At 43.9% G+C, this 19,148-nt stretch carries 18 protein-coding genes; 11 read left to right on the top strand and 7 right to left on the bottom strand.

From position 1 onward, the window contains the following. The first annotated feature begins 115 nt into the window (after positions 1-115). Entirely contained in the window at positions 116-790 is a 675-nt protein-coding gene (locus NIES593_RS16375) for an ATP-dependent Zn protease (protein ID WP_073600603.1), read from the top strand. Between the two features lie 165 nt (positions 791-955). On the opposite strand, the gene NIES593_RS16370 is transcribed toward NIES593_RS16375, so the two are convergent. The 3 genes from NIES593_RS16370 to NIES593_RS16365 all read right to left on the bottom strand — a co-directional run bounded on the left by NIES593_RS16370 (position 956) and on the right by NIES593_RS16365 (position 5,081). Beyond that, positions 956-3,070 carry an NACHT domain-containing protein gene (locus NIES593_RS16370; protein ID WP_245817566.1) on the bottom strand — a complete coding sequence of 705 codons (2,115 nt, stop codon included), beginning with the start codon at positions 3,068-3,070 and terminating at the stop codon, positions 956-958. 22 nt (positions 3,071-3,092) lie between these two features. Further along, positions 3,093-3,353 carry a hypothetical protein gene (locus NIES593_RS24940; protein WP_245817565.1) on the bottom strand — a complete coding sequence of 87 codons (261 nt, stop codon included), beginning with the start codon at positions 3,351-3,353 and terminating at the stop codon, positions 3,093-3,095. Between the two features lie 252 nt (positions 3,354-3,605). Beyond that, positions 3,606-5,081 (bottom strand): multicopper oxidase family protein, encoded by a 1,476-nt coding sequence (locus NIES593_RS16365; protein ID WP_073600601.1) that lies wholly within the window; start codon positions 5,079-5,081, stop codon positions 3,606-3,608. Between the two features lie 439 nt (positions 5,082-5,520). Between NIES593_RS16365 and NIES593_RS16360 the strand changes: the two genes are divergently transcribed. Next, positions 5,521-5,739, top strand: coding sequence for a hypothetical protein (locus NIES593_RS16360; RefSeq protein WP_073600600.1), 219 nt, complete (start codon positions 5,521-5,523; stop codon positions 5,737-5,739). 470 nt (positions 5,740-6,209) lie between these two features. On the opposite strand, the gene NIES593_RS16355 is transcribed toward NIES593_RS16360, so the two are convergent. Beyond that, positions 6,210-6,899, bottom strand: a complete 690-nt coding sequence (locus NIES593_RS16355) for a DUF305 domain-containing protein (RefSeq protein ID WP_073600599.1) — start codon at positions 6,897-6,899, stop codon at positions 6,210-6,212. A 349-nt stretch (positions 6,900-7,248) separates the two neighbouring features. Here NIES593_RS16355 and NIES593_RS16350 point away from each other — a divergent pair, with 349 nt between their 5' ends. The 3 genes from NIES593_RS16350 (at position 7,249) to map (ending at position 11,290) form a co-directional block, all read left to right on the top strand. After that, positions 7,249-9,507 (top strand): heavy metal translocating P-type ATPase, encoded by a 2,259-nt coding sequence (locus NIES593_RS16350; protein ID WP_073600598.1) that lies wholly within the window; start codon positions 7,249-7,251, stop codon positions 9,505-9,507. 89 nt (positions 9,508-9,596) lie between these two features. Next, on the top strand, positions 9,597-10,154 hold the full coding sequence (locus NIES593_RS16345) for a cupredoxin domain-containing protein (RefSeq protein ID WP_073600597.1): 558 nt from the start codon (positions 9,597-9,599) through the stop codon (positions 10,152-10,154). Positions 10,155-10,429: 275 nt separating this feature from the next. Continuing rightward, complete coding sequence (map, locus tag NIES593_RS16340; protein ID WP_073600596.1) at positions 10,430-11,290, top strand: type I methionyl aminopeptidase; 861 nt, start codon at positions 10,430-10,432, stop codon at positions 11,288-11,290. A 107-nt stretch (positions 11,291-11,397) separates the two neighbouring features. Here map and NIES593_RS25640 read toward each other — a convergent pair whose 3' ends face one another. From NIES593_RS25640 to panD, 3 genes are all read right to left on the bottom strand, one after another. Further along, the gene (locus NIES593_RS25640) at positions 11,398-12,111 is read right to left on the bottom strand and encodes a rubrerythrin family protein (RefSeq protein WP_073600595.1); all 714 of its coding nucleotides are present in this window, start codon (positions 12,109-12,111) and stop codon (positions 11,398-11,400) included. Between the two features lie 45 nt (positions 12,112-12,156). Further along, positions 12,157-13,029 carry a class I SAM-dependent methyltransferase gene (locus tag NIES593_RS16330; RefSeq protein WP_073600594.1) on the bottom strand — a complete coding sequence of 291 codons (873 nt, stop codon included), beginning with the start codon at positions 13,027-13,029 and terminating at the stop codon, positions 12,157-12,159. 88 nt (positions 13,030-13,117) lie between these two features. Then, positions 13,118-13,582: an aspartate 1-decarboxylase gene (gene panD, locus NIES593_RS16325; RefSeq protein WP_073600593.1), complete on the bottom strand. Its 465-nt coding sequence runs from the start codon at positions 13,580-13,582 to the stop codon at positions 13,118-13,120. A gap of 104 nt (positions 13,583-13,686) precedes the next feature. Between panD and NIES593_RS16320 the strand changes: the two genes are divergently transcribed. The 6 genes from NIES593_RS16320 to NIES593_RS25275 all read left to right on the top strand — a co-directional run bounded on the left by NIES593_RS16320 (position 13,687) and on the right by NIES593_RS25275 (position 18,976). Beyond that, a complete protein-coding gene (locus NIES593_RS16320) occupies positions 13,687-14,505 on the top strand; it encodes a DUF3598 family protein (RefSeq protein WP_073600592.1) in 819 nt (272 codons plus the stop codon). A 101-nt stretch (positions 14,506-14,606) separates the two neighbouring features. Beyond that, a complete protein-coding gene (gene tpiA, locus NIES593_RS16315; RefSeq protein ID WP_073600591.1) occupies positions 14,607-15,332 on the top strand; it encodes a triose-phosphate isomerase in 726 nt (241 codons plus the stop codon). A gap of 81 nt (positions 15,333-15,413) precedes the next feature. Then, positions 15,414-16,256 (top strand): dihydropteroate synthase, encoded by an 843-nt coding sequence (folP, locus tag NIES593_RS16310; RefSeq protein ID WP_073600590.1) that lies wholly within the window; start codon positions 15,414-15,416, stop codon positions 16,254-16,256. Between the two features lie 98 nt (positions 16,257-16,354). Next, positions 16,355-16,807, top strand: a complete 453-nt coding sequence (locus NIES593_RS16305; protein WP_073600589.1) for a cupin domain-containing protein — start codon at positions 16,355-16,357, stop codon at positions 16,805-16,807. Positions 16,808-17,030: 223 nt separating this feature from the next. After that, entirely contained in the window at positions 17,031-18,653 is a 1,623-nt protein-coding gene (locus tag NIES593_RS16300; RefSeq protein ID WP_073600588.1) for a CocE/NonD family hydrolase, read from the top strand. A gap of 191 nt (positions 18,654-18,844) precedes the next feature. Beyond that, positions 18,845-18,976: a hypothetical protein gene (locus NIES593_RS25275; protein ID WP_281250756.1), complete on the top strand. Its 132-nt coding sequence runs from the start codon at positions 18,845-18,847 to the stop codon at positions 18,974-18,976. The last annotated feature ends 172 nt before the right edge of the window (positions 18,977-19,148 follow it).

The raw sequence follows: 19,148 nt of genomic DNA, 5'->3' as shown, positions 1-19,148 counted from the left end.
TGGTCGAACGTCAGTAATATTCGTAAGGGAAGGTTTTCAAACCTTCCCTTATACGTTTTATGGTCATTGAAATGTAAAGTAATATGAAGTTAGAAGGCTATCGAGATGTTTCCAGATGCAGCAAACTGCTCTCAATCTAATTGCGATCGGCGTTTTTATCATAACCCTTTCTTCGTTATTGGGTCCCATTTTGAACATTTCACCTGTAATTCCAGCGGTGACGACTTTAGGGATTATGGGACTTGCCACTCTAGATAACCTCACTTGGAACGGCAAAGCAACTACTCTGTTCCTAGATCTTTTTTCCTCGCCCCAACAGCGTCAGCGCGTCGTTCATCACGAAGCAGGTCATTTTCTCGTTGCTTACTTTTTAGGCATTCCCGTTGTAGGTTATACACTTAGTGCTTGGGAAGCTTTCAAGGAAGGACAGCCAGGATTGGGAGGAGTCGTTTTTGACACAAATTTATTAGAAAAAAGGATGAATTTTAAGGAAGCCCCCGTAATCCTAGAACGGTTTTGTACGGTTTGGATGGCAGGAATTGCCGCAGAAACCCTTGTATACGGCAATGTTGAAGGGGGAGAGAGCGATCGCGAGAATCTCCGAGAAGTTTTGAGATTCGTCGGTCTTCCCGAAAGCGTTTATCCCCAAAAAGAACGTTGGGCATATCTCCAGGCTAAAAGTCTCCTAGAAAAGCATCAGAAATCCTATGAAGCTTTAGTTCGGGCAATGGAAAAACGAGCTTCAGTCGAAGAATGTTTGCAGGCGATAGGACAGAATGCTCAGGGCTGAGTATGCCATCATAGTTCATAGGTAAGCTCGCTGGCTGTTGCGCCAAGCTTGAGGCGTAGTTCTATGATATTGGCAAAACTGACGGAAAAAATGAAGCTTCTTAATGAAGAAAAGCTTAGAGATAGTTTCCAATCGCTCGCAAATTTTTTTGACGGCTGAGATCGCTCAGAGTAGTAACAACGTCTCTAAAATAGCCGATCGCCGAACGGAATTAACCTGGCATTGACTGTTGAGACAATCTACCAAAAACTGATTTGCTGCGTAATATTGCTGCAATAAGTTCTGCTGTTGTAAGTTAAAGTGCCAATCTTGACCGATATGGCGATGTTCGACGATTAAATTCCTAAAGCGATCGCACCAACTTTGACCGTTAGTTTTCCACCAAGTTTGTAAACGATCTAATCCTTGTGCTGAATTTGGCAGTCTCTCCTTGAGCTCTTGTAGTGCTTGCTTAAGTCCTTTGTCCATCGGGAAACGTCGCTCTAAATCTAGCGCAAAGCTCAATTCTAAAATCTGCTCCAATTCGGGACGATCTAACAAAGTTAAACTCAGGGTAAAAGCACGCATCAGAGCGACATCCAAAGCTAGTTCGGGAGCGAGATCGCTTGCCAATTTTACATCAAGGGATGCCGCTAAATTTAAATCTCGACTTTGTAACAAACCGAAATAAAAAGCTCTGACAGCGGCGTTTTGATAAGGTACGTTTAGAGAGCGCGCTTTTTCATCAATAGAACGAATAAACTGTTCTAATCGAGGTTCTGCCGCTAGTAAAGAATCGACTTGCACTTTCATCTGTTCGAGTAAAAAATCGGCACTCGGTAGCATTCCTACTGTCAAGAAAATAACTTCTCGCCATTGCGGTTCAGCGACATGAATAGCTAAACGCTGCAAGGATTCTTGTAGGGTTTGAGAATTGGGACTAGCGACGATTTTCCGGGCGGTCAGGTATTCTTGAAAGGTTAGATGGGAAAAAGAATAAATTCCCTTAGCCCTCTCTACTAGCAACCCATGTTGTTTCTCAATGGTGTGGAGAAGTTCTTCACAATGAGACCATAATATTTCTGGATCGGTATTGACTTGAGGTAAGGCGAGCAAATAGTCAGCGATAATATGTTGAACGTCACTTCCTTCAAAAAAATAATTTCCCTGCTCGAATGTTGTTGCCGCAATCTGGCTCAAGAGTTTAATTTTGTCGGGTAAGGATAAATTGTAGTAGATTTGCTCCTTTTGAATACCTCTAGAGCGATCCCAACGACCGAGTAAAATTTCTAAAGCTTCTTGGTAGAGTTTGGAACGTTTAGCAGGAAAGCTCGATCGCGCTTGAAAAACCGAACACAATAAACTCAACAAGATTGGGGTGACGGTTAATTCTAAAATTGGCAAATTTTCTGGACGCTTCAATAATTCTAAAAATTGGGAAGCTTTAGCGAGTCCTTCCGTTTCAGACTCTTGATTAGTCGCCACAAACCACTTTTGCACAAAAGCTTCGACTTGGCTGAGATTCCAGTCTGCTAACTCAACATAAGTAAACCCGCGCAGAGGATAAGCTTGAATACCAATACGACAGGTAATCGCGATCGCGTTTTGGTAGTAAACTTCAGCAAATTGTTGTATCTGCGCGAGGATTGGTTCGCTATCTTCTGGGGAAATTTCCTCCAGTCCATCTAATAAAATCAGTACCTTTCCTTGACGGATTAAGGTTTCAACTTGTTCGCTAGAGATTCCATAGCTACCCCAAGTTCGACTGATGTAGTTCGCTAGACTAAAATCGCGCGTCTCTTTTACCTGGGTGGCAAAAATTCTCAGAGAAATAAAGATAGGAAGGCAATCGGCTTTAAATTTGTCTTCAATGCACAGTAAAGCTAGGTGCTGTAAAAAAGTCGTCTTACCAGAACCTGGTTTTCCTAAAATGACTAGCCTGGAATTGCTGGTAATCGCATCCAGTGCCGAAATAGTGCGATTTGGCTCAAATAGATCGAAACGTCTAGATACTGATGAGGAGGTTTGTAAATCGGATACTTCTAACCATCGCTGATTGCTTAAAGAGGTCAGGACGTTAACATCGGTATAAACGCGATCGAGTTGGAGAGGCAGGTTGACATCAAAAAAAGACTGGACAATACCACACTGGGCTTGGATTTGTCCTTTTAGTTGTTGCATCCAGTCTTGGGAAGTCAAGCTTTCCTGGGCACTGGGAGATTGGCTTAAAGGCTGAGGATTTTCATCAGGCAAGTCAGCGATCTCTTGCCAATCGAGGTCTAACTGAAAGCAGATTTCCAAAAAAATATGGCGTTCGATTGGTCTACCTGCAAAAAATTTCCAAACCGAGTTGCGAGTGGATAAACCTACCTGGGCCGCTAGGTACTCCTGCGACCATTGCTTGCGCGCAAATGCTTGTTTGGCTTTGATGATTCCAACAGGTGAGGCTTTGAGCGATCGCTTGAGCATTGTTTGTCAATTTAGAGATAATACTAATTTTCATGTTTTCACGATAGACATTCTTCTCCCCTCTCCCAAATTGGGAGAGGGGTTGGGGGTGAAGGCGATCGACCATCTCTGTCATTAATGAATGAAAAATGATATAAGCTATGTTCTAATTGAGAAGCGATCGCTGCATCCTGTACCATTGAGCGTTGGGTCTTTTTTGCATGGTCGCGGTTGTTTTTTTTTGAGACACTTGGCTGTTTAGTTACTCTTTATTGCTTATTTTGCCATGAAGTGACTACCTTTTCCCTCTGCCCAAAAGCTTCTTGAAATCTTGCTTTTCACCTTAACTTGTCACTAATGTTGAGGGATAGGTTTAGAAAAATTAGATTTATGCAGCAGATTTAATCTCAACAATTCCCATCATGCCCAAATCCTCATGGTCGAGAATGTGGCAGTGATAAACTGTTTTCCCGGCGAAATCCCGAAAAGGAATGCGAATGCGGACGCTTTCGCCGCCACGTACCAAAACCGTATCTTTCCAAACGCGATAAGGTTCTGGCTGCCCATTGCGCGATACGATTTGAAAGCGATTGATATGCAGATGGAAAGGATGAGCCATGCGGTCTGGATCGACGTTAATTAACTCCCAATCTTCAATCGTATTCAGTTTAACCTGGGTATCAATTCGATCCATATCAAATGTTTGTCCGTTGAAGGTAAAACTCATTCCCCTACCAGAACCCATCATACCCATTCCCATGCCGGAACCCATTGCCATCGACAATTCAAAACGCCTTACGGTTTCTGGTTCTGGTAACGTTTCTACAGAAATCAGTTGTTTGGGTAAAGGCAGGGTAGCAACAGAACCTTGGTAAGTCAGGGTTGCCAAAACTTGAGGTCGGGATTGAGTACTATTTCCCATCATATGACCGCCCATCATTCCCATTCCGCCGCGATCGTAGGGTAAAGTTAATAGACGATACTGTCCTGGTTCTTTTTCTCCGCGCACCAACACTTCTGCCCGTTCTCCAGGTGCAAGTAACAATTCTTCTAATTCTACAGGTGCGTTTATGCCTCCTCCATCCGTAGCGATTAAATAAAGGGGATGATTTTCCAGAGAGAGACGGTAAAATCGAGAGGGAGAAGCATTGAGAATTCGCAAGCGTAGCAAGCCGCCCTTGGCGATAGATAAATTGGAATTGACTTGCCCGTTAACCGTCAGCAATTGCCCCTCGCGTCCCAACATCATAGCCATGTGGTTTGGCGATATGATGCGTCCGCTTTCATCTAAATCAAAATCTTTTAACACCAGAAACTCTTCTTTTGCCGCTTGGATTTCAGGAATTTCATCCAATTCACCCCGAACGATAAATAGACCTGCTAATCCAGCAAATAACTGTTCGGCAACATAACCGTGATGGTGAGGATGATACCAGAAGGTGCCGGAGGGATGGTTTTTAGGAATAATAAATTCATAAGTTAAACTTTCTCCTGGCTCAATGCTCAGGAAGGGATTATCTGCATTGCCAGTGGGAGGAACATGCAGTCCATGATAATGCAAGTTAGTTGATTGAGAGAGGTTATTTGTGAAGTGGATGCGGGCGGTATCGCCTGCTTTTGCTTCTAGACGCGGTGCAGGGATTTGTCCGTTATAACTCATTAAATAAGCTTGTCTGCCTGCTAAAGTTACAGGGCGAATTCCTGCTTCGAGATTCAGTTCTAGTAAGCCATTAGCGCTTTTGTAGAGTTTAGAGGAAGCAGCAGGTGTTTTATTGCCCTGTGCGATTGTCCAGTTAGTGACTGATGCCGTCACCGCACTAGCAACACTGAGGACAAGAAACTGTCTGCGGTTAATTTTTGGCATAGTTACTCCTTTGGCAACTACAACCTAAAAGATAGGTCTGTTATTTCAGAGTAGACTCTCCTCTTAAGTGGAGAGTCAAGAGGATGGCTGCTTAAGCTGTTGAGTGTATTAAAGATAATGATTTGAAGGAGTGAGCTAGATGTAAAGGAAAAGTCAGGCGATCGCATCCTAAATTTTTTTCTCATTGCGATAAGATAGCTTAAAAACCTAATTAATCGTTTATTTAGGATAATTTATGGAAATAAGGCAGTTTTCCTTGGCAATACTCGCAACAAGTTCGCTTTTGTTGTTAGTTAATTCTATCTATCCAGAAAAAATCTAAGCTCAACTAGGACCGTGTTCTGGTGATGAAAACTACGAACTCGCTTCTTCTACTTACAAAACCATAAAGTTACCTGAATTCGGTATAGAAGTCGATACTCCCAACAACTACAGAACTATGAAACGAAATGATGGGTCTGTAGAAATTCTTCATCCCGATGACTTTGAGCTTTTTCAGTGCGTTGCTAGAGGGGGTACCGGAGGAGGTGGCTACTATTCTGAAGTGATTGAATTAGTCGATAGGGACAACTCGATGAGTTTAAGAGAACAAGCTATACAGACGATAAGGTATTACTATGACCCACAGGGGAATCCAACCCCAGTTCAGACAATGTAAATGTATTAGATTACGAACAGGGCGATTTTTCTGGCTATATAGCCTTCACAACCAACAGTCCGGCTTTCAATGGTGTCGTCTTTATGGGAGAGATTCCAGGCATAGAAAAAATTTTAACAATTTATACTAAGTGTGACTGCGATACAACAGTGGAAGATCTCAAGAGTTTACTCTCTAGGGTAAGGCTAATAAAAAATATTATTGATTGATGAATGATAATAGCTCGATTATTCGTAATATGAATTCCCTAAAATCTTGCGAAAAATCGCTCTAGATCTCCTCTCACACTTCCCACACACCTATCTTTCCCCTATCTGTAGCAAGGATTTAGGAGATTGGTATTATATGCAGGTTGGGTTGAATACTTATCAAAAAATCGTTGTCTCATACCAAACGTAACGCAGTGAAGCGAAGTATCTGGTAGATTCTTCACTTCGTTGGGAATGACAACTAATTATCCGAACTCGATCTTATTGCCCATACCAAGCTTGTCGCCACTGTTTCATTTGGTCGATCTCTTGTTGCTGTGAAGTGATGATATTTTCAGTAAGCTGCTTCATTTCAAGACGTTGAGACTTACTTAAAGCATCCCGTGCCATAGTCAATGCACCTTCATGATGAGGAATCATCGCATTGAGAAAGCGCAAATCCAACTCATCATCGGCTTTTCCTAAATCCCTATCCATGCGCATGACTTTCATCTGTTCGGGAGACATTGCCATCATGTGACCCATCTGGGAGTACCAAGCCATTGGTTGCTCTCCAGCTTTTGGATACCAAGTATTTCGCCACTGTTGCATCTGAGCGATTTCTTTTTCTTGGGCTTCGATAATCTCGTCTGCTAGCTGTTTCAATTCGGGGCGCTTTGATTTCTGCTGTATTTCTTTTGCCATCACTACTGCGCCTTGATGGTGCAGGAGCATCGCATCAATAAATCGTAAATCGTAGTCGGCATCAGCAGGTCCCAAATCCATTTCCATACTATGATTCATGGAACCATTATGTTCCATTTGTTTATTGTCAGCTTCAGTAGCAGGTAAATTTTGAGCCGTGCTGGCATTTTGGTTAGAACTCGAACAGGCTGTTAGCATTCCGCTAAGAGCAGCGCTTGCTACCAGAGTCAATGCTAAAAAGTCTTTTTTCATGTACAGGAGTTGCATAAACGTTCAGTCTCTCTAAAAATTTCCTGTTTCTATTCTGAAATCTCTAGTTAACTGGAGAGTCAACCCTAATTGAGTTGATAAACAGAATTAATTTCCAGTATCGAAGTAATGCCAGCTTCTAGCTCGCTATCGCACTGCGTGTATATAATTTTGCCTGCCCACTTACAAGCGATCGCCTAAATGTTAAGACAATTTTCTTTTGCCTCTTGACTCTCCAGTGTGCTGGAGATTTCACAATAAAGGTAGTCGCCAGCACAGAGAACGCAAATCTCAGAAAGCAAGTTGCACGAGCGATCGCAGCAGCAGGTTATCCGATTGCCTAAATATTTATGTTTGGAGGTGGTCGATGGAAAATACCAGTTTAAAACTCACAGGGATGAGTTGTGCCTCTTGTGCTAAAAACATCGAAGATGCAATCCTCTCAGTAGAAGGCGTTGAGACGAGCAGCGTCAATTTTGGCGCAGAACTTGCCACCGTTACTTATAACCCCAATAAAACTAATATAGCAGCCATTCAGAATGCCGTGGATGCGGCGGGATATTCTGCTGTACCCATGCAAGATGACATACTTGCCCCAGAAGACGATACGGAACAACGAGAACGACTTGCCGAAAATCGAAAACTGACTCGCAAGGTCTGGGTTAGTGGTGTTATCAGTGCTATTTTAGTCATTGGTTCGCTGCCTGCCATGACGGGATTAAACATTCCCTTCATTCCCCTGTGGCTGCATAACTCCTGGGTACAATTAGTGCTGAGTGCGCCCGTACTGTTTTGGTGTGGTTCGTCTTTCTTTATCAACGCACGGAAAGCTTTTAAACGCCATACAGCGACGATGGATACGCTAGTGGTGATTGGTACGGGTGCAGCTTACCTCTATTCCCTATTTCCTCCCCTTTTCCCCCAGTGGTTTCTCGATCGGGGACTTAGACCCGATGTATACTTTGAAGTGGCATCGGTAATTATTGCCTTAATTTTGCTCGGACGGCTATTAGAAAACCGTGCCAAGGGACAAACTTCAGAAGCAATTCGCAAGTTAATAGGTTTACAAGCGAAAACGGCACGGGTAATTCGCAACGGTACAGAAGTAGATGTGCCAATCGCCGAAGTAGTTTTGGGAGATATCATTTTAGTACGCCCAGGAGAAAAAATTCCTGTCGATGGCGAGATAGTAGAAGGTTTCTCGACCATTGATGAAGGGATGGTGACGGGTGAAAGCGTCCCCGTAAAGAAACATCCCGGCGATGAAGTGATTGGCGCGACGATTAACAAAACGGGCAGCTTTAAATTTCGCGCCACGCGAGTTGGGAAAGATACATTTTTAGCGCAAATTGTCAAGCTGGTGCAGCAAGCGCAAGGTTCCAAAGCACCGATTCAGCGATTGGCAGATCGCGTGACGGGATGGTTTGTGCCTGCGGTCATTGCCATTGCGATCGCGACGTTTATCATCTGGTATAATGCCATGGGCAATGTGACAATAGCGTTGATTCCCACAGTCAGCGTGTTGATTATCGCCTGTCCTTGTGCCTTGGGTTTAGCCACCCCAACTTCAATTATGGTCGCAACGGGAAAAGGGGCAGAAAACGGTATCCTCATCAAAGATGCAGAAAGTCTGGAAATGGCGCATAAACTGAGCGCGATCGTCCTGGATAAAACGGGTACAATAACCCAAGGTAAACCTACTGTAACTGATTTTGTAAGCGTCAAGGGAATAGCTAACGGTAACGAGTTAAATTTACTGCGTCTGGCGGCATCCGTCGAACGAAATTCCGAACATCCTCTAGCGGAAGCCGTGGTGCAATATGCCCAATCTCAAGGGGTAGAACTAGCAGATTCTAAAGAATTTGAAGCGCTTGCGGGTAGCGGCGTACAAGGTTATGTCTCGGATCGATGGGTGCAAATCGGAACGCACCGTTGGATGAACGAGTTAGGCATCGATACTAGCGCCCTACACAAGGATTGGGAGAGACTGGAGTATCTCGGTAAAACCGTCATTTGGATGGCTGTAGATGGCAAAATTGAAGGGATTATGGGCATTTCTGATGCAGTAAAACCCTCGTCAGCCCAAGCCATTCGCTCCTTGCAGAAAATGGGGCTAGAAGTGGTAATGTTGACGGGAGATAATCGTCGCACTGCTGAAGTCATCGCCCGCGAAGTAGGGATTAAGCGAGTAGAGGCTGAAGTTCGCCCCGACCAAAAAGCTACTGTTGTAGAGCAAATTCAATCGGAAGATAAGATTGTAGCAATGGTAGGAGATGGGATCAACGACGCACCTGCTTTAGCGCAAGCAGACGTAGGAATAGCGATTGGTACGGGAACGGATGTCGCGATCGCAGCTAGCAATATCACGCTCATTTCTGGCGACTTGCAAGGAATTGTTACTGCCATTCAACTAAGTCGTGCCACAATTCGCAATATTCGTCAGAATCTCTTCTTTGCCTTCATCTACAACGTGGCAGGCATTCCCATTGCCGCTGGAGTTCTATTTCCCTTCTTTGGTTGGCTGCTCAGTCCCATTATTGCAGGTGCGGCGATGGCGTTTAGTTCGGTGTCGGTAGTAACCAATGCGCTGCGGTTGCGGAACTTTCAACCGAAAACACTTGGTTAGAGGAACGCGAAGATGAAACAAATAATCTTTTTTGGAATATTAGCAGGATTGGGATTTCTGCTGGAGGCAATTGTATAGGAGGTTGGACAATGGTTAACAAAACCGCGCTTGTAAGTACGATCGCGAGTTTAGGACTGGTGTTAGGAATAGCTTCGAGTAAAGTTGTCGCCCAAATGCCTCACCAGGATCGAATTCAACCATCTCAAAACCAGCCAACCGAACAGTTGCAGAGGATCGAACAACCGATAGTCAATAAAATTGCCGTGACGTTAGGCGGATTGGGACTGATTGGTTTAGAACTATGGTGGTTCTTACTCAGTAAGCCTAAGTCTACAAAAGCGATCGCGCGATTGGGAATCCAAGAAGTAACCGTTACGGTAGATGGTGGTTACGAACCCAGCCTAATCTTAGTACAAGCGGGTCAAAAAGTGCGGCTAAACTTCGTTCGCAAAGATACTAGCAGTTGTCTAGAAGAAGTCCGTTTTCCCGACTTTGGGATAGCTCAAGCACTACCGCTTAATCGAGTTACAGCGATTGAATTTACCCCAGAAAAACCCGGCAGATACGAATTTACCTGTGGGATGAATATGTTCCGAGGAGTCGTTGAAGTCCAGTCGGCGGATACAGCCGCGATTCTGGTTGACTGACAAATCTTTGTCCCCTCATCCCTAAATCTCTTCTCCCACAAAGGGCGAAGGAACTTCAGGCAGAAGTTTTAAGTTGAGAGCCACTCTCCCGCTCTGGGAGAGGGATTGGGGTGAGGGCTATTTGAGTTGGGTCACTCAACCAGGACGCGATCGCACCTCCAGTATCTAGCACGAAGAACGATACTTCCCAATGGAGATATGAATAAATCCGATCGCCGCTTAAATTAATCTAAGATATAGATTCGATAGCGATCGCATTTATTTGTATAGATTCAATGAATATCCTCACCAATATCTTTTCGCCCAAACCCTCCTCTAAGAGTCAGCCAAAACAACAGCAAAGCGGACAGCCTCGCGCCAAAAGAAGTCGTCGCGGTATAGAAATCAAGTCGCCGCAAGAAATAGAAATCATGCGCGCCTCAGCTAGGATTGTCGCAACGGTTCTCAAAGAAATCTCGCAAATGGTGCAACCTGGCATGACAACGGCTGACTTAGATGCTTATGCCGAACAGCGCATTCGAGAAATGGGCGCTACTCCAAGTTTTAAAGGATATTACGGCTTTCCAGCTTCGATTTGTTCGTGCATCAATCATGAAGTCGTTCACGGGATTCCCAATCCCAAAAAAGTGATTCGTGCTGGCGACGTTTTAAAGGTTGATACAGGAGCTTATTACCAGGGCTATCATGGCGATTCTTGCATTACTATTGCCGTTGGCAAAGTTTCCCCCAAAGTTGCCAAATTGATTCGCGTTGCTGAGGAAGCTTTATATAAAGGAATCGAACAAGTCAAGGCGGGAAATTATTTATTAGATATTGCAGGTGCGATCGAAGACCATATCAAAGCTAATAAATTTAGTGTTGTAGAAGATTACGTCGGTCATGGCGTGGGAAGAAATCTTCATGAAGAACCTTCAGTTTTCAATTTTCGGACAAATCAATTACCAAATATAAAATTGCGAGCGGGCATGACATTGGCGATCGAACCAATTGTTAATGCCGGGTCAAAACATACTCGAACCTTGCGCGATCGCTGGACGGTTGTAACTGTTGATAATTCCCTATCCGCTCAATTTGAGCATACAGTTTTAGTGACAGAAACCGGATATGAAATCCTAACCGATCGCACTAATATTTAAATAATAATATTTTTTTCTAAGAAACATTATGAAACTGAGTTGGCTTGCGCGATCGCACGAGAGAGCGCGTTCCAACTCAATTCAACCCTATAAAAAACCCTTAGAATTTATGCGGCAGCCACCTCTTCGTAAGGGACAAACAAGTTTTTAGCAGCTTTGCAGATGGGACAATGCCAATCGTTGGGAATTGCTTCAAAAGGCGTTCCCGGAGCAATTCCAGAATCAGGATCGCCTGCAACCGGATCGTAAATCATCGAACACTGCCGACAAATCCATTTTTGAGTGGCGGGATCGCCGCTAGCGGCTTTGGCCAAAGGAGCCGAGCCAGCGAGCGCTTGGAGTGCTTCGCTATACTGACGTGCGTGATGATCTTCGATATGAGTCAACAACCCGAAGTTGTGGGCAGCTTTGCGAAAAATACGGGCATGTTCGCGAGACTCCGTCTCTTGTTGTTCAAATTCTGCTACCGCCGAGCGATCGCGATCGCCGCGAGCCTCTGCCGCAAAGTTAGGATACATAGTGGTGTATTCGTAGGTTTCTCCCTCAATTGCCAGTTCCAAACAGCGAGCCGCGATCGCTTTTTTTTGTTCTTCCCTCAAGGAAGCGGCATTTTCTACTGCTAGTTCGGGATGCATCAATCGAAAATGAGCAAAGGCGTGTTCGGTTTCCTGATTTGCCGTCTCTCGAAACAGTTTGGAGAGTTCTGTCATGCCAAGCTGACGAGTCACTTCTGCAAAAAACAGATACTTGCGGTTAGCCATCGACTCTCCAGCAAAAGCTTCAGACAAATTCTTGGCAGTGTTTGAGTTTGAAAGATCCATAGTTAAATTAGAGAATATGCAACTGTGATTTCTTGCCAATGAATTCTATCCCACAGGAACCAAAATAGTATCGCTAGTTTCTTCTATCTGAGGCGTTGCGATCGAAGAATCTTCAACTGGCGTGGGTTTTATTCCTCGCGTTACCTGATGCACCCACCAAATTTCTTGGGTTCGCACGGCTTCAAATCCTGCCGCACCCATCCAAGCATCAACGCTTCCCGCTGCATAGTCTTTGATATAAGGTTCTTCAAAAATATCGGTCAGCCAATCTGTATGTAAAAGGGTTTTTTGATTGCCATCGAGGATAATAACCTGTCCTCCAGGTACTAGGAGACGAAACGCTTCTCGCAAAATCGCTCGCGCAACCTTTGGCGGCGTTTCATGGAATAGCAAAGAAGCACTCACGACATCAAACGAAGCATTTAGAAATTTTGTATCCTCAGCCTTGCCGTGCTGCCATTGAATTTCCAGTCCGGCTTGCCTAGCTTTACGATCTGCCATAATTAGCATATAAGGTGACAAATCGATTCCGATAACTTCTGCTTCGGGAAAAGCTTGTTTGAGCATCAGCGTTGTCGAACCCGTACCGCAACCCAAGTCCAGAATTCTGCGCGGCTGTCCTTCGATCGCTTCAATGACTCCTTGACGCACCCAAGTTTCGTTGGGAGGCAGTACGTACTGGGTAATGGGATCGTAGGTTACTGGGGCATCTCCATTTAAGTAACCGCCTTGGATGCCGTGAAAATTTTGAGAACTGTAATATTCGGGATAAGTTAAGTTCGGTTGGCGAAAGCGATCGCTTTCTTTTTCCCAATCGATCGATTTATATAACTGTAATAGCTTATCTTCATCGATTAGAAAAAGTTGAAAAATCGGTTTTAAAAATCTTTCCCAGATCGTATCTCGACGAACAGCCATAATTTAGATCCTAAATTTTAAATGCTCGATTCTAAAAGCAAGTTTAATTATAGTGCGGGCAAGATGCCCGCTTCTGTTGACGCTACACCTAGATTTGGGAAGGAATCAGTTCGTGACCGTTACTCTCAGTCAGATCCCAAGACTGAAATTTAACTTTATCTCCACTCTCAGACGGGTTTAAAGTTTGGTAAAAAAATTGCTGAGTGCGATTTTGCTCGTCTGCCACGATAACACGCGCTTCATGTCCGTTACGTAAAACTTCTGCGCGATCGCGTTCTTCATAAGCATAAATAATTAGAATATCTCCAGGCTGGCAAAGCAATGCCGCACCGCCATTGGGACAAATCTCACCACTGCCTGCCTCTCCTGGAAGCGCATAGGTTGACCATCGTTTGCCGTTATTGAGGTTGATGACATCGACTTCTTCAAGGGGAAGAATACCAACCCGATCTAATAACTCCTCATCGATGGTGATGCTCCCGACATAATTAACATTGGCTTCCGTGACTCGCACCCGATGTAACTTGGCATGCATTAGTCTGATTGTTCCCATTATTTCTCCCTGCGGTACTTTTTATATCTTAAGATTTTGTTATTGGGTTCTGCGAACAGAATAACCTCAAAATTTCCGATCGAACTGATGCAATAGGCACAACTATGCCCTCTCAATGGGAATATTTACTCAAGAATCTCGGCGAATGGCACGGATCGTTTACTCGCCTCTCGCCCAAAGGAAAATTTATAGAAGACACGCCCACGATAGTTTCTTTGGAAGGACAAGATAATAATACAAAAATTCATCAAGTCGTTCGTCGTCTTCCTCCCGGTCAACCGCCCCAGGATTTAGTTCTAGATTACAGTTCCTTGAGTCGAAGCATTTTATTCTTTGAGAATGGGGCTTTTTCTCAAGGGTCAATGCAATGGGGACCTTTTTCTGAATTTGGGGCAGAGTTTGGACTTATCGAGGGCGATCGCCGTCTGCGTCTGGTAATGGTATTTAATGCTGACAGCCAATTCGACAAACTCACCCTAATTCGCGAAAAATTAGCTGGATCGAATGCACCAGAACGACCGCTTCTAACTGTAGACCAGCTCTTGGGAGAATGGCAGGGAGAAGCAGTCACGATCTATCCCGACTTTCGACCCTCCGATACTTATTCTACCCGCCTTCAAGTCTCCCTTCTCGATCGTAACCGATTGGAGCAAAGACTGACGTTCGGCGATCGCGCGATCGCATCGACGGCAACCATAACAGGCTCAATTCTGCATTTCGATCGCAGCGATCCACCCGTACAAATTCTACTCTTACCGGATGGCGCATCGTGTAACTGTCCCGTGGAAATCAAACCGCGTCAGCGTTTCGTTCTAGAAGTGGGTTGGTTAGTCTCTCCTACCCAACGGCAGCGAATTATTCGCAGCTATGGCGATAAAGGAGAATGGGTGAGTCTGACTTTGGTTAGAGAAGAAAAACGCTAAGACTGAGTATCAAAATTTCCTGCCAAATAATTTTAATAGAGTCCCTTAAGGCTTTAAACTTAATGGAGCAATATGTGTAGAAGTTGACCTAAGTTAAAGCTGTGCGAAAAATTATCATTGCTGGTAACTGGAAAATGTACAAAACCCAAGAAGAAACCTTGGAGTTCGTACAAGCCTTTAAATCGAAGATAGAAGATACAGACGAAGCGAGAAAAGTTATTCTGTGCGCTCCCTTTACAGCTTTGGGAGTGCTGTCCAAAGGTCTACACGGCAGTCGGATCGAGCTGGGAGCGCAAAATGTCCATTGGGCGGATGAAGGTGCTTACACGGGCGAAATTGCAGCACCGATGCTCGCAGAAATAGGCGTGAGTTACGTCATTATCGGTCACAGCGAACGCCGACAATATTTTGGAGAAACGGACGAAACAGTAAATCTACGCCTAAAAGCAGCTCAACGTCATGGTCTGACCCCGATTCTCTGCGTGGGCGAATCGAAGGCACAACGGGATGCAGGCGAAACCGAAAATATCATCATCAATCAGTTGAAAAAAGACTTAGTAGATGTAGACCAAAATAATTTGGTCATCGCTTACGAACCTATCTGGGCAATCGGCACGGGGGATACCTGCGAAGCCCTAGAAGCCAATCGCGTCATTGGTTTGATTCGCGCTCAATTGACCAATCCCAATGTCACTATTCAATATGGCGGTTCGGTTAAACCCGATAACATCGACGAAATTATGGCGCAACCAGAAATTGATGGCGCTTTAGTCGGAGGTGCGAGTTTAGATCCGACTAGTTTTGCTCGGATTGTCAATTATCAGTAGTGAGTAGTTATTAGTCATTGGTTATTGGTCGTCCGTTAAACCACAAAGGACAAATGACCAATGACAAGGGACAAACAAACAATGACTACCCCTTTAACTATCCGAGAACATACTTTTCATTGGGGAGAACGCACTTACCTGATGGGAATTTTGAATGTCACTCCCGATAGTTTTAGCGATGGGGGCGAGTTCGATACTATCGATGCTGCTTTGGCACAGGCAAAGAAACTGGTCGCAGATGGGGCAGATATTATCGATATTGGCGGTCAGTCCACGCGACCGGGTGCAGAACAAATCTCCCTAGAAGAAGAATTAAATCGCGTCATTCCCGCCATCAAGGCACTGCGGGAAGAGGTTTCCGTGCCGATTTCTATCGATACGACGAGGGCATCTGTCGCTCAAGCAGCGGTAGAAGCAGGGGCAGATCTGGTTAATGACATTTCTGGGGGAACGTATGATGCTGATATGCTGCCTGTCGTTGTCGAGTTAGGAGTCCCCATTGTATTAATGCACATTCGCGGCACTCCTAAAACCATGCAACAGTTAACGGATTATGAGGATTTGGTGGGTGAAGTCTACCAGTTTTTTGAAGATCGGATCGATCGAGCTATTCAAGTAGGAATCGATCGCTCTCGCCTCATTATCGACCCCGGTATCGGTTTTGCCAAGACTTACGAACAGAGTTTAGAATTGCTGAGACGCTTGAGCGAATTCCGTTCTCTAGAAGTACCCATCTTAGTCGGACCCTCGCGCAAAAGTTTTATCGGTCGCATTCTCGATCGCAACGACCCTAAATTGCGCGTTTGGGGAACTGCTGCCGCTTGTTGCGCTGCGATCGCGGGTTCTGCCGATCTATTGCGCGTTCACGACGTTGCCGAGATGTGCGACGTTTGCCGAGTTGCTGATGCCATCTGGCGCTCATAAAATTTCATAATTTTTTACACTTTATCTAGTCAGATTTGAGGAAACAGGTTTTATCGTAGTAGTCAGCGATCGGGAATAGGAATAATGGGTAACTGGCTATGAAAGAGCGTTGCATGATTCCTGTGGTCAAGTCCCCCAAAGACTATCTAGTCTTTCGCATTAGTCCGCAGGATAGTAATCGTCTAGCGATCGTTTTTGATTCAACCATTGCTGATGATTCTCTAACGGTTTGCGTAGAAATTTTCGATCCGGGCGGTAGAACTCCTACCCATCGTCATCACTTTGCCGTAGAAATGTTTTTTATTCTCAAAGGCGAAGGCATGGCAATCTGCGATGGCAAACAAATTCCTCTTCGTCCCGGCGATAGTTTATTAGTTCGACCAACGGGAATTCATGAAATTAGAAATCCGAGTTCAGAACGATTGTATGCTCTATGTTTTATGGTGCCTAATGAGGATTTTTCAGAACTGATTCGCAGCGGCATTCCAGAAAAATTAGACGAGGAAGATTTGAGCGTACTTCAACGACTTGATGCTCTAGTATCTTGTTAAAAGCTAACTTAAAACTGACTAAAATTTTAAATGTCTGACTTACAGGTTGTCTCAAAAGTATTAGAATGTCATGTTGAGCGTAGCGATCGCGAAGCGAAACGAAACATCTTATAGCAGTTTTCAGTTAGATGAGAGACTAAATCGATCGATTGGGGGAAGAGGGAAAGGGAAAAGGAGAAAGGCTTTTGATACTTCTAAAAAGCTAGAAAAATACAATTAGCTCATGCTCAAAGTTAAAAAAGAAACAGCATCTATGTATACTCGCGATGGAGTAAGACTAGATGCTGACGTTTATCGTCCCGATAGTTCCGAAAAATTTCCCGTTTTATTAATGCGACAACCCTATGGGAGAGCAATTGCTTCTACGGTTGTTTATGCCCATCCAAGTTGGTATGCTGCCCAAGGATATATCGTTGTCATTCAAGACGTTCGAGGCAGAGGATCGTCTGAAGGAAACTTCGATCTTTTTGCTCATGAAATAGACGATGGATTTGATACTATTAATTGGACATCTCAACTCCCAGGCAGTACGGGAAAAGTCGGAATGTATGGCTTTTCTTATCAGGGAATGACCCAATTATATGCCGCAATCAATTCTCACAGTGCCTTAAAAACTATTTGTCCGTCGATGGTTGCCTACGATTTATATAGCGATTGGGCATATGAAAATGGGGCATTTTGTTTACAAGCAAATCTTGGTTGGGCAATTCAAATTGCTGCAGAAACTGCACGATTGCAAAGCGATGAAATCTCTTTTCAAAAACTCTATACAGCTTCTCGAAATTTACCTTTATACGATCTTATTCCTGCCAATCCTTCCCTTTTAAAAGAATTAGCACCCGACTCTTTTTATCATACTTGGTTAAATCATCCCTATCCCGATGAATATTGGGAAAACCTCTCTCCAAAAAACATGATGCAGGATGTAGATTTACCAATGTTGCATATTGGGGGATGGTTCGATCCTTATTTGCGAGGAACATTGAATTTTTATAAAGAAATGGCAAGCCGTTCCCAATTTATTCAATACTTAGTTATTGGTCCTTGGGTGCATTTACCTTGGGGGCGTAAAGTTGGTGCATTAGATTATGGTCAAGCAGCAATCAGTTCGATAGATAAATTACAAATTGCATGGTTTGATAAATTTCTTAAAGGAATCGATTCAGAAATTTTGAATGCGCCTCCTGTGTGCTTATTTGAAATGGGAAGCAATAAATGGCGTTATTTCGATGCCTTTCCAAGTTATCATCAAAAATCCTATTATTTAACAAGTAATGGTTTAGCGAGTATTCGAGATGATGATGGGAAATTAGTAGAAGCGCATCCCCAATCTTCAGAAGATACATTAGTTCACGACCCTTGGCGACCCGTCCCCGCATTAGGAGGTCATGCTTCAATTCCTGGAGGGTCTTTTGAGCGCTCTAGTCTCGATATTCGTAGCGATATTTTAACTTATACATCTGCTCCTTTAGAAGAAGATTTGAGCATAGCAGGAGATATTGTAGTAGAAATTTATTGCCAAGCAGATGCACCTAGTTTCGATCTCTGTGCGGTGTTATCAGAAGTCTATTCCGATGGTAGAGTTTATAACTTTACTCAGGGATATATTAGAGTTAATTCCAAGCAATTGCCCGTCAGAATTCCTTTGCAAGCAATTTGCATGAAAATTGCGAAAGGGAATTGCTGGCGACTTAGTTTAAGTGGTGCTTGTTTTCCTGCTTATCCTGTTAATTCTGGGACGGGTAAATTCCCTCATGAAGAGAGGGCGATCGAGGCTAGAATTATTACTTTAAAAGTAAATTGTGGAGAAAATAACCCTTCTCGAATTTTGTTGTCTGTGGTCTAATTGTGCTAGATGAGATGAAAAAGATAGTCAGAGATTCTTAGAGGATGTTTAGAAAGTCCAAGACAGGGTTATTTCATTCTGATATCAAATACGTTTAATTAGCCATAATATATAGTGCGCTCATCGTAGCGTGCGCGTAAGCGCATACGTCCCGCTCGCAAGCAGGGTATAATACCATTTTTCATTCATTAATGACAGAGATAGTCGATTGCCCTCACCCCCAACCCCTCTCCCAAATTGGGAGAGGGGAGAAGGATGTCGATCGCGAAAACCTGAAAATTGGTATAAGGTGCTCCGCACCCGCTACGCGAACGCACTACTAGGTATTGCGGTTGTTTAACCGGATTTAATATGATTGCAGTTAACCAAAAAATGAATTTCTTGGCTCAAAATTTAAGTCCGTTTAAACGGACTTAAGGTATATAATCCAAACTATTAAAGTATAGTCATATATAGTCAGACATAATCTTCTATGTTAATATAAGAATATGAAAC

This window comes from Hydrococcus rivularis NIES-593 (genome assembly GCF_001904635.1).
Lineage (GTDB): Bacteria > Cyanobacteriota > Cyanobacteriia > Cyanobacteriales > Microcystaceae > Hydrococcus > Hydrococcus rivularis.
The sequence above is the reverse complement of the archived record's forward strand: the minus strand, read 5'-3'. Positions and strand labels throughout refer to the sequence as shown.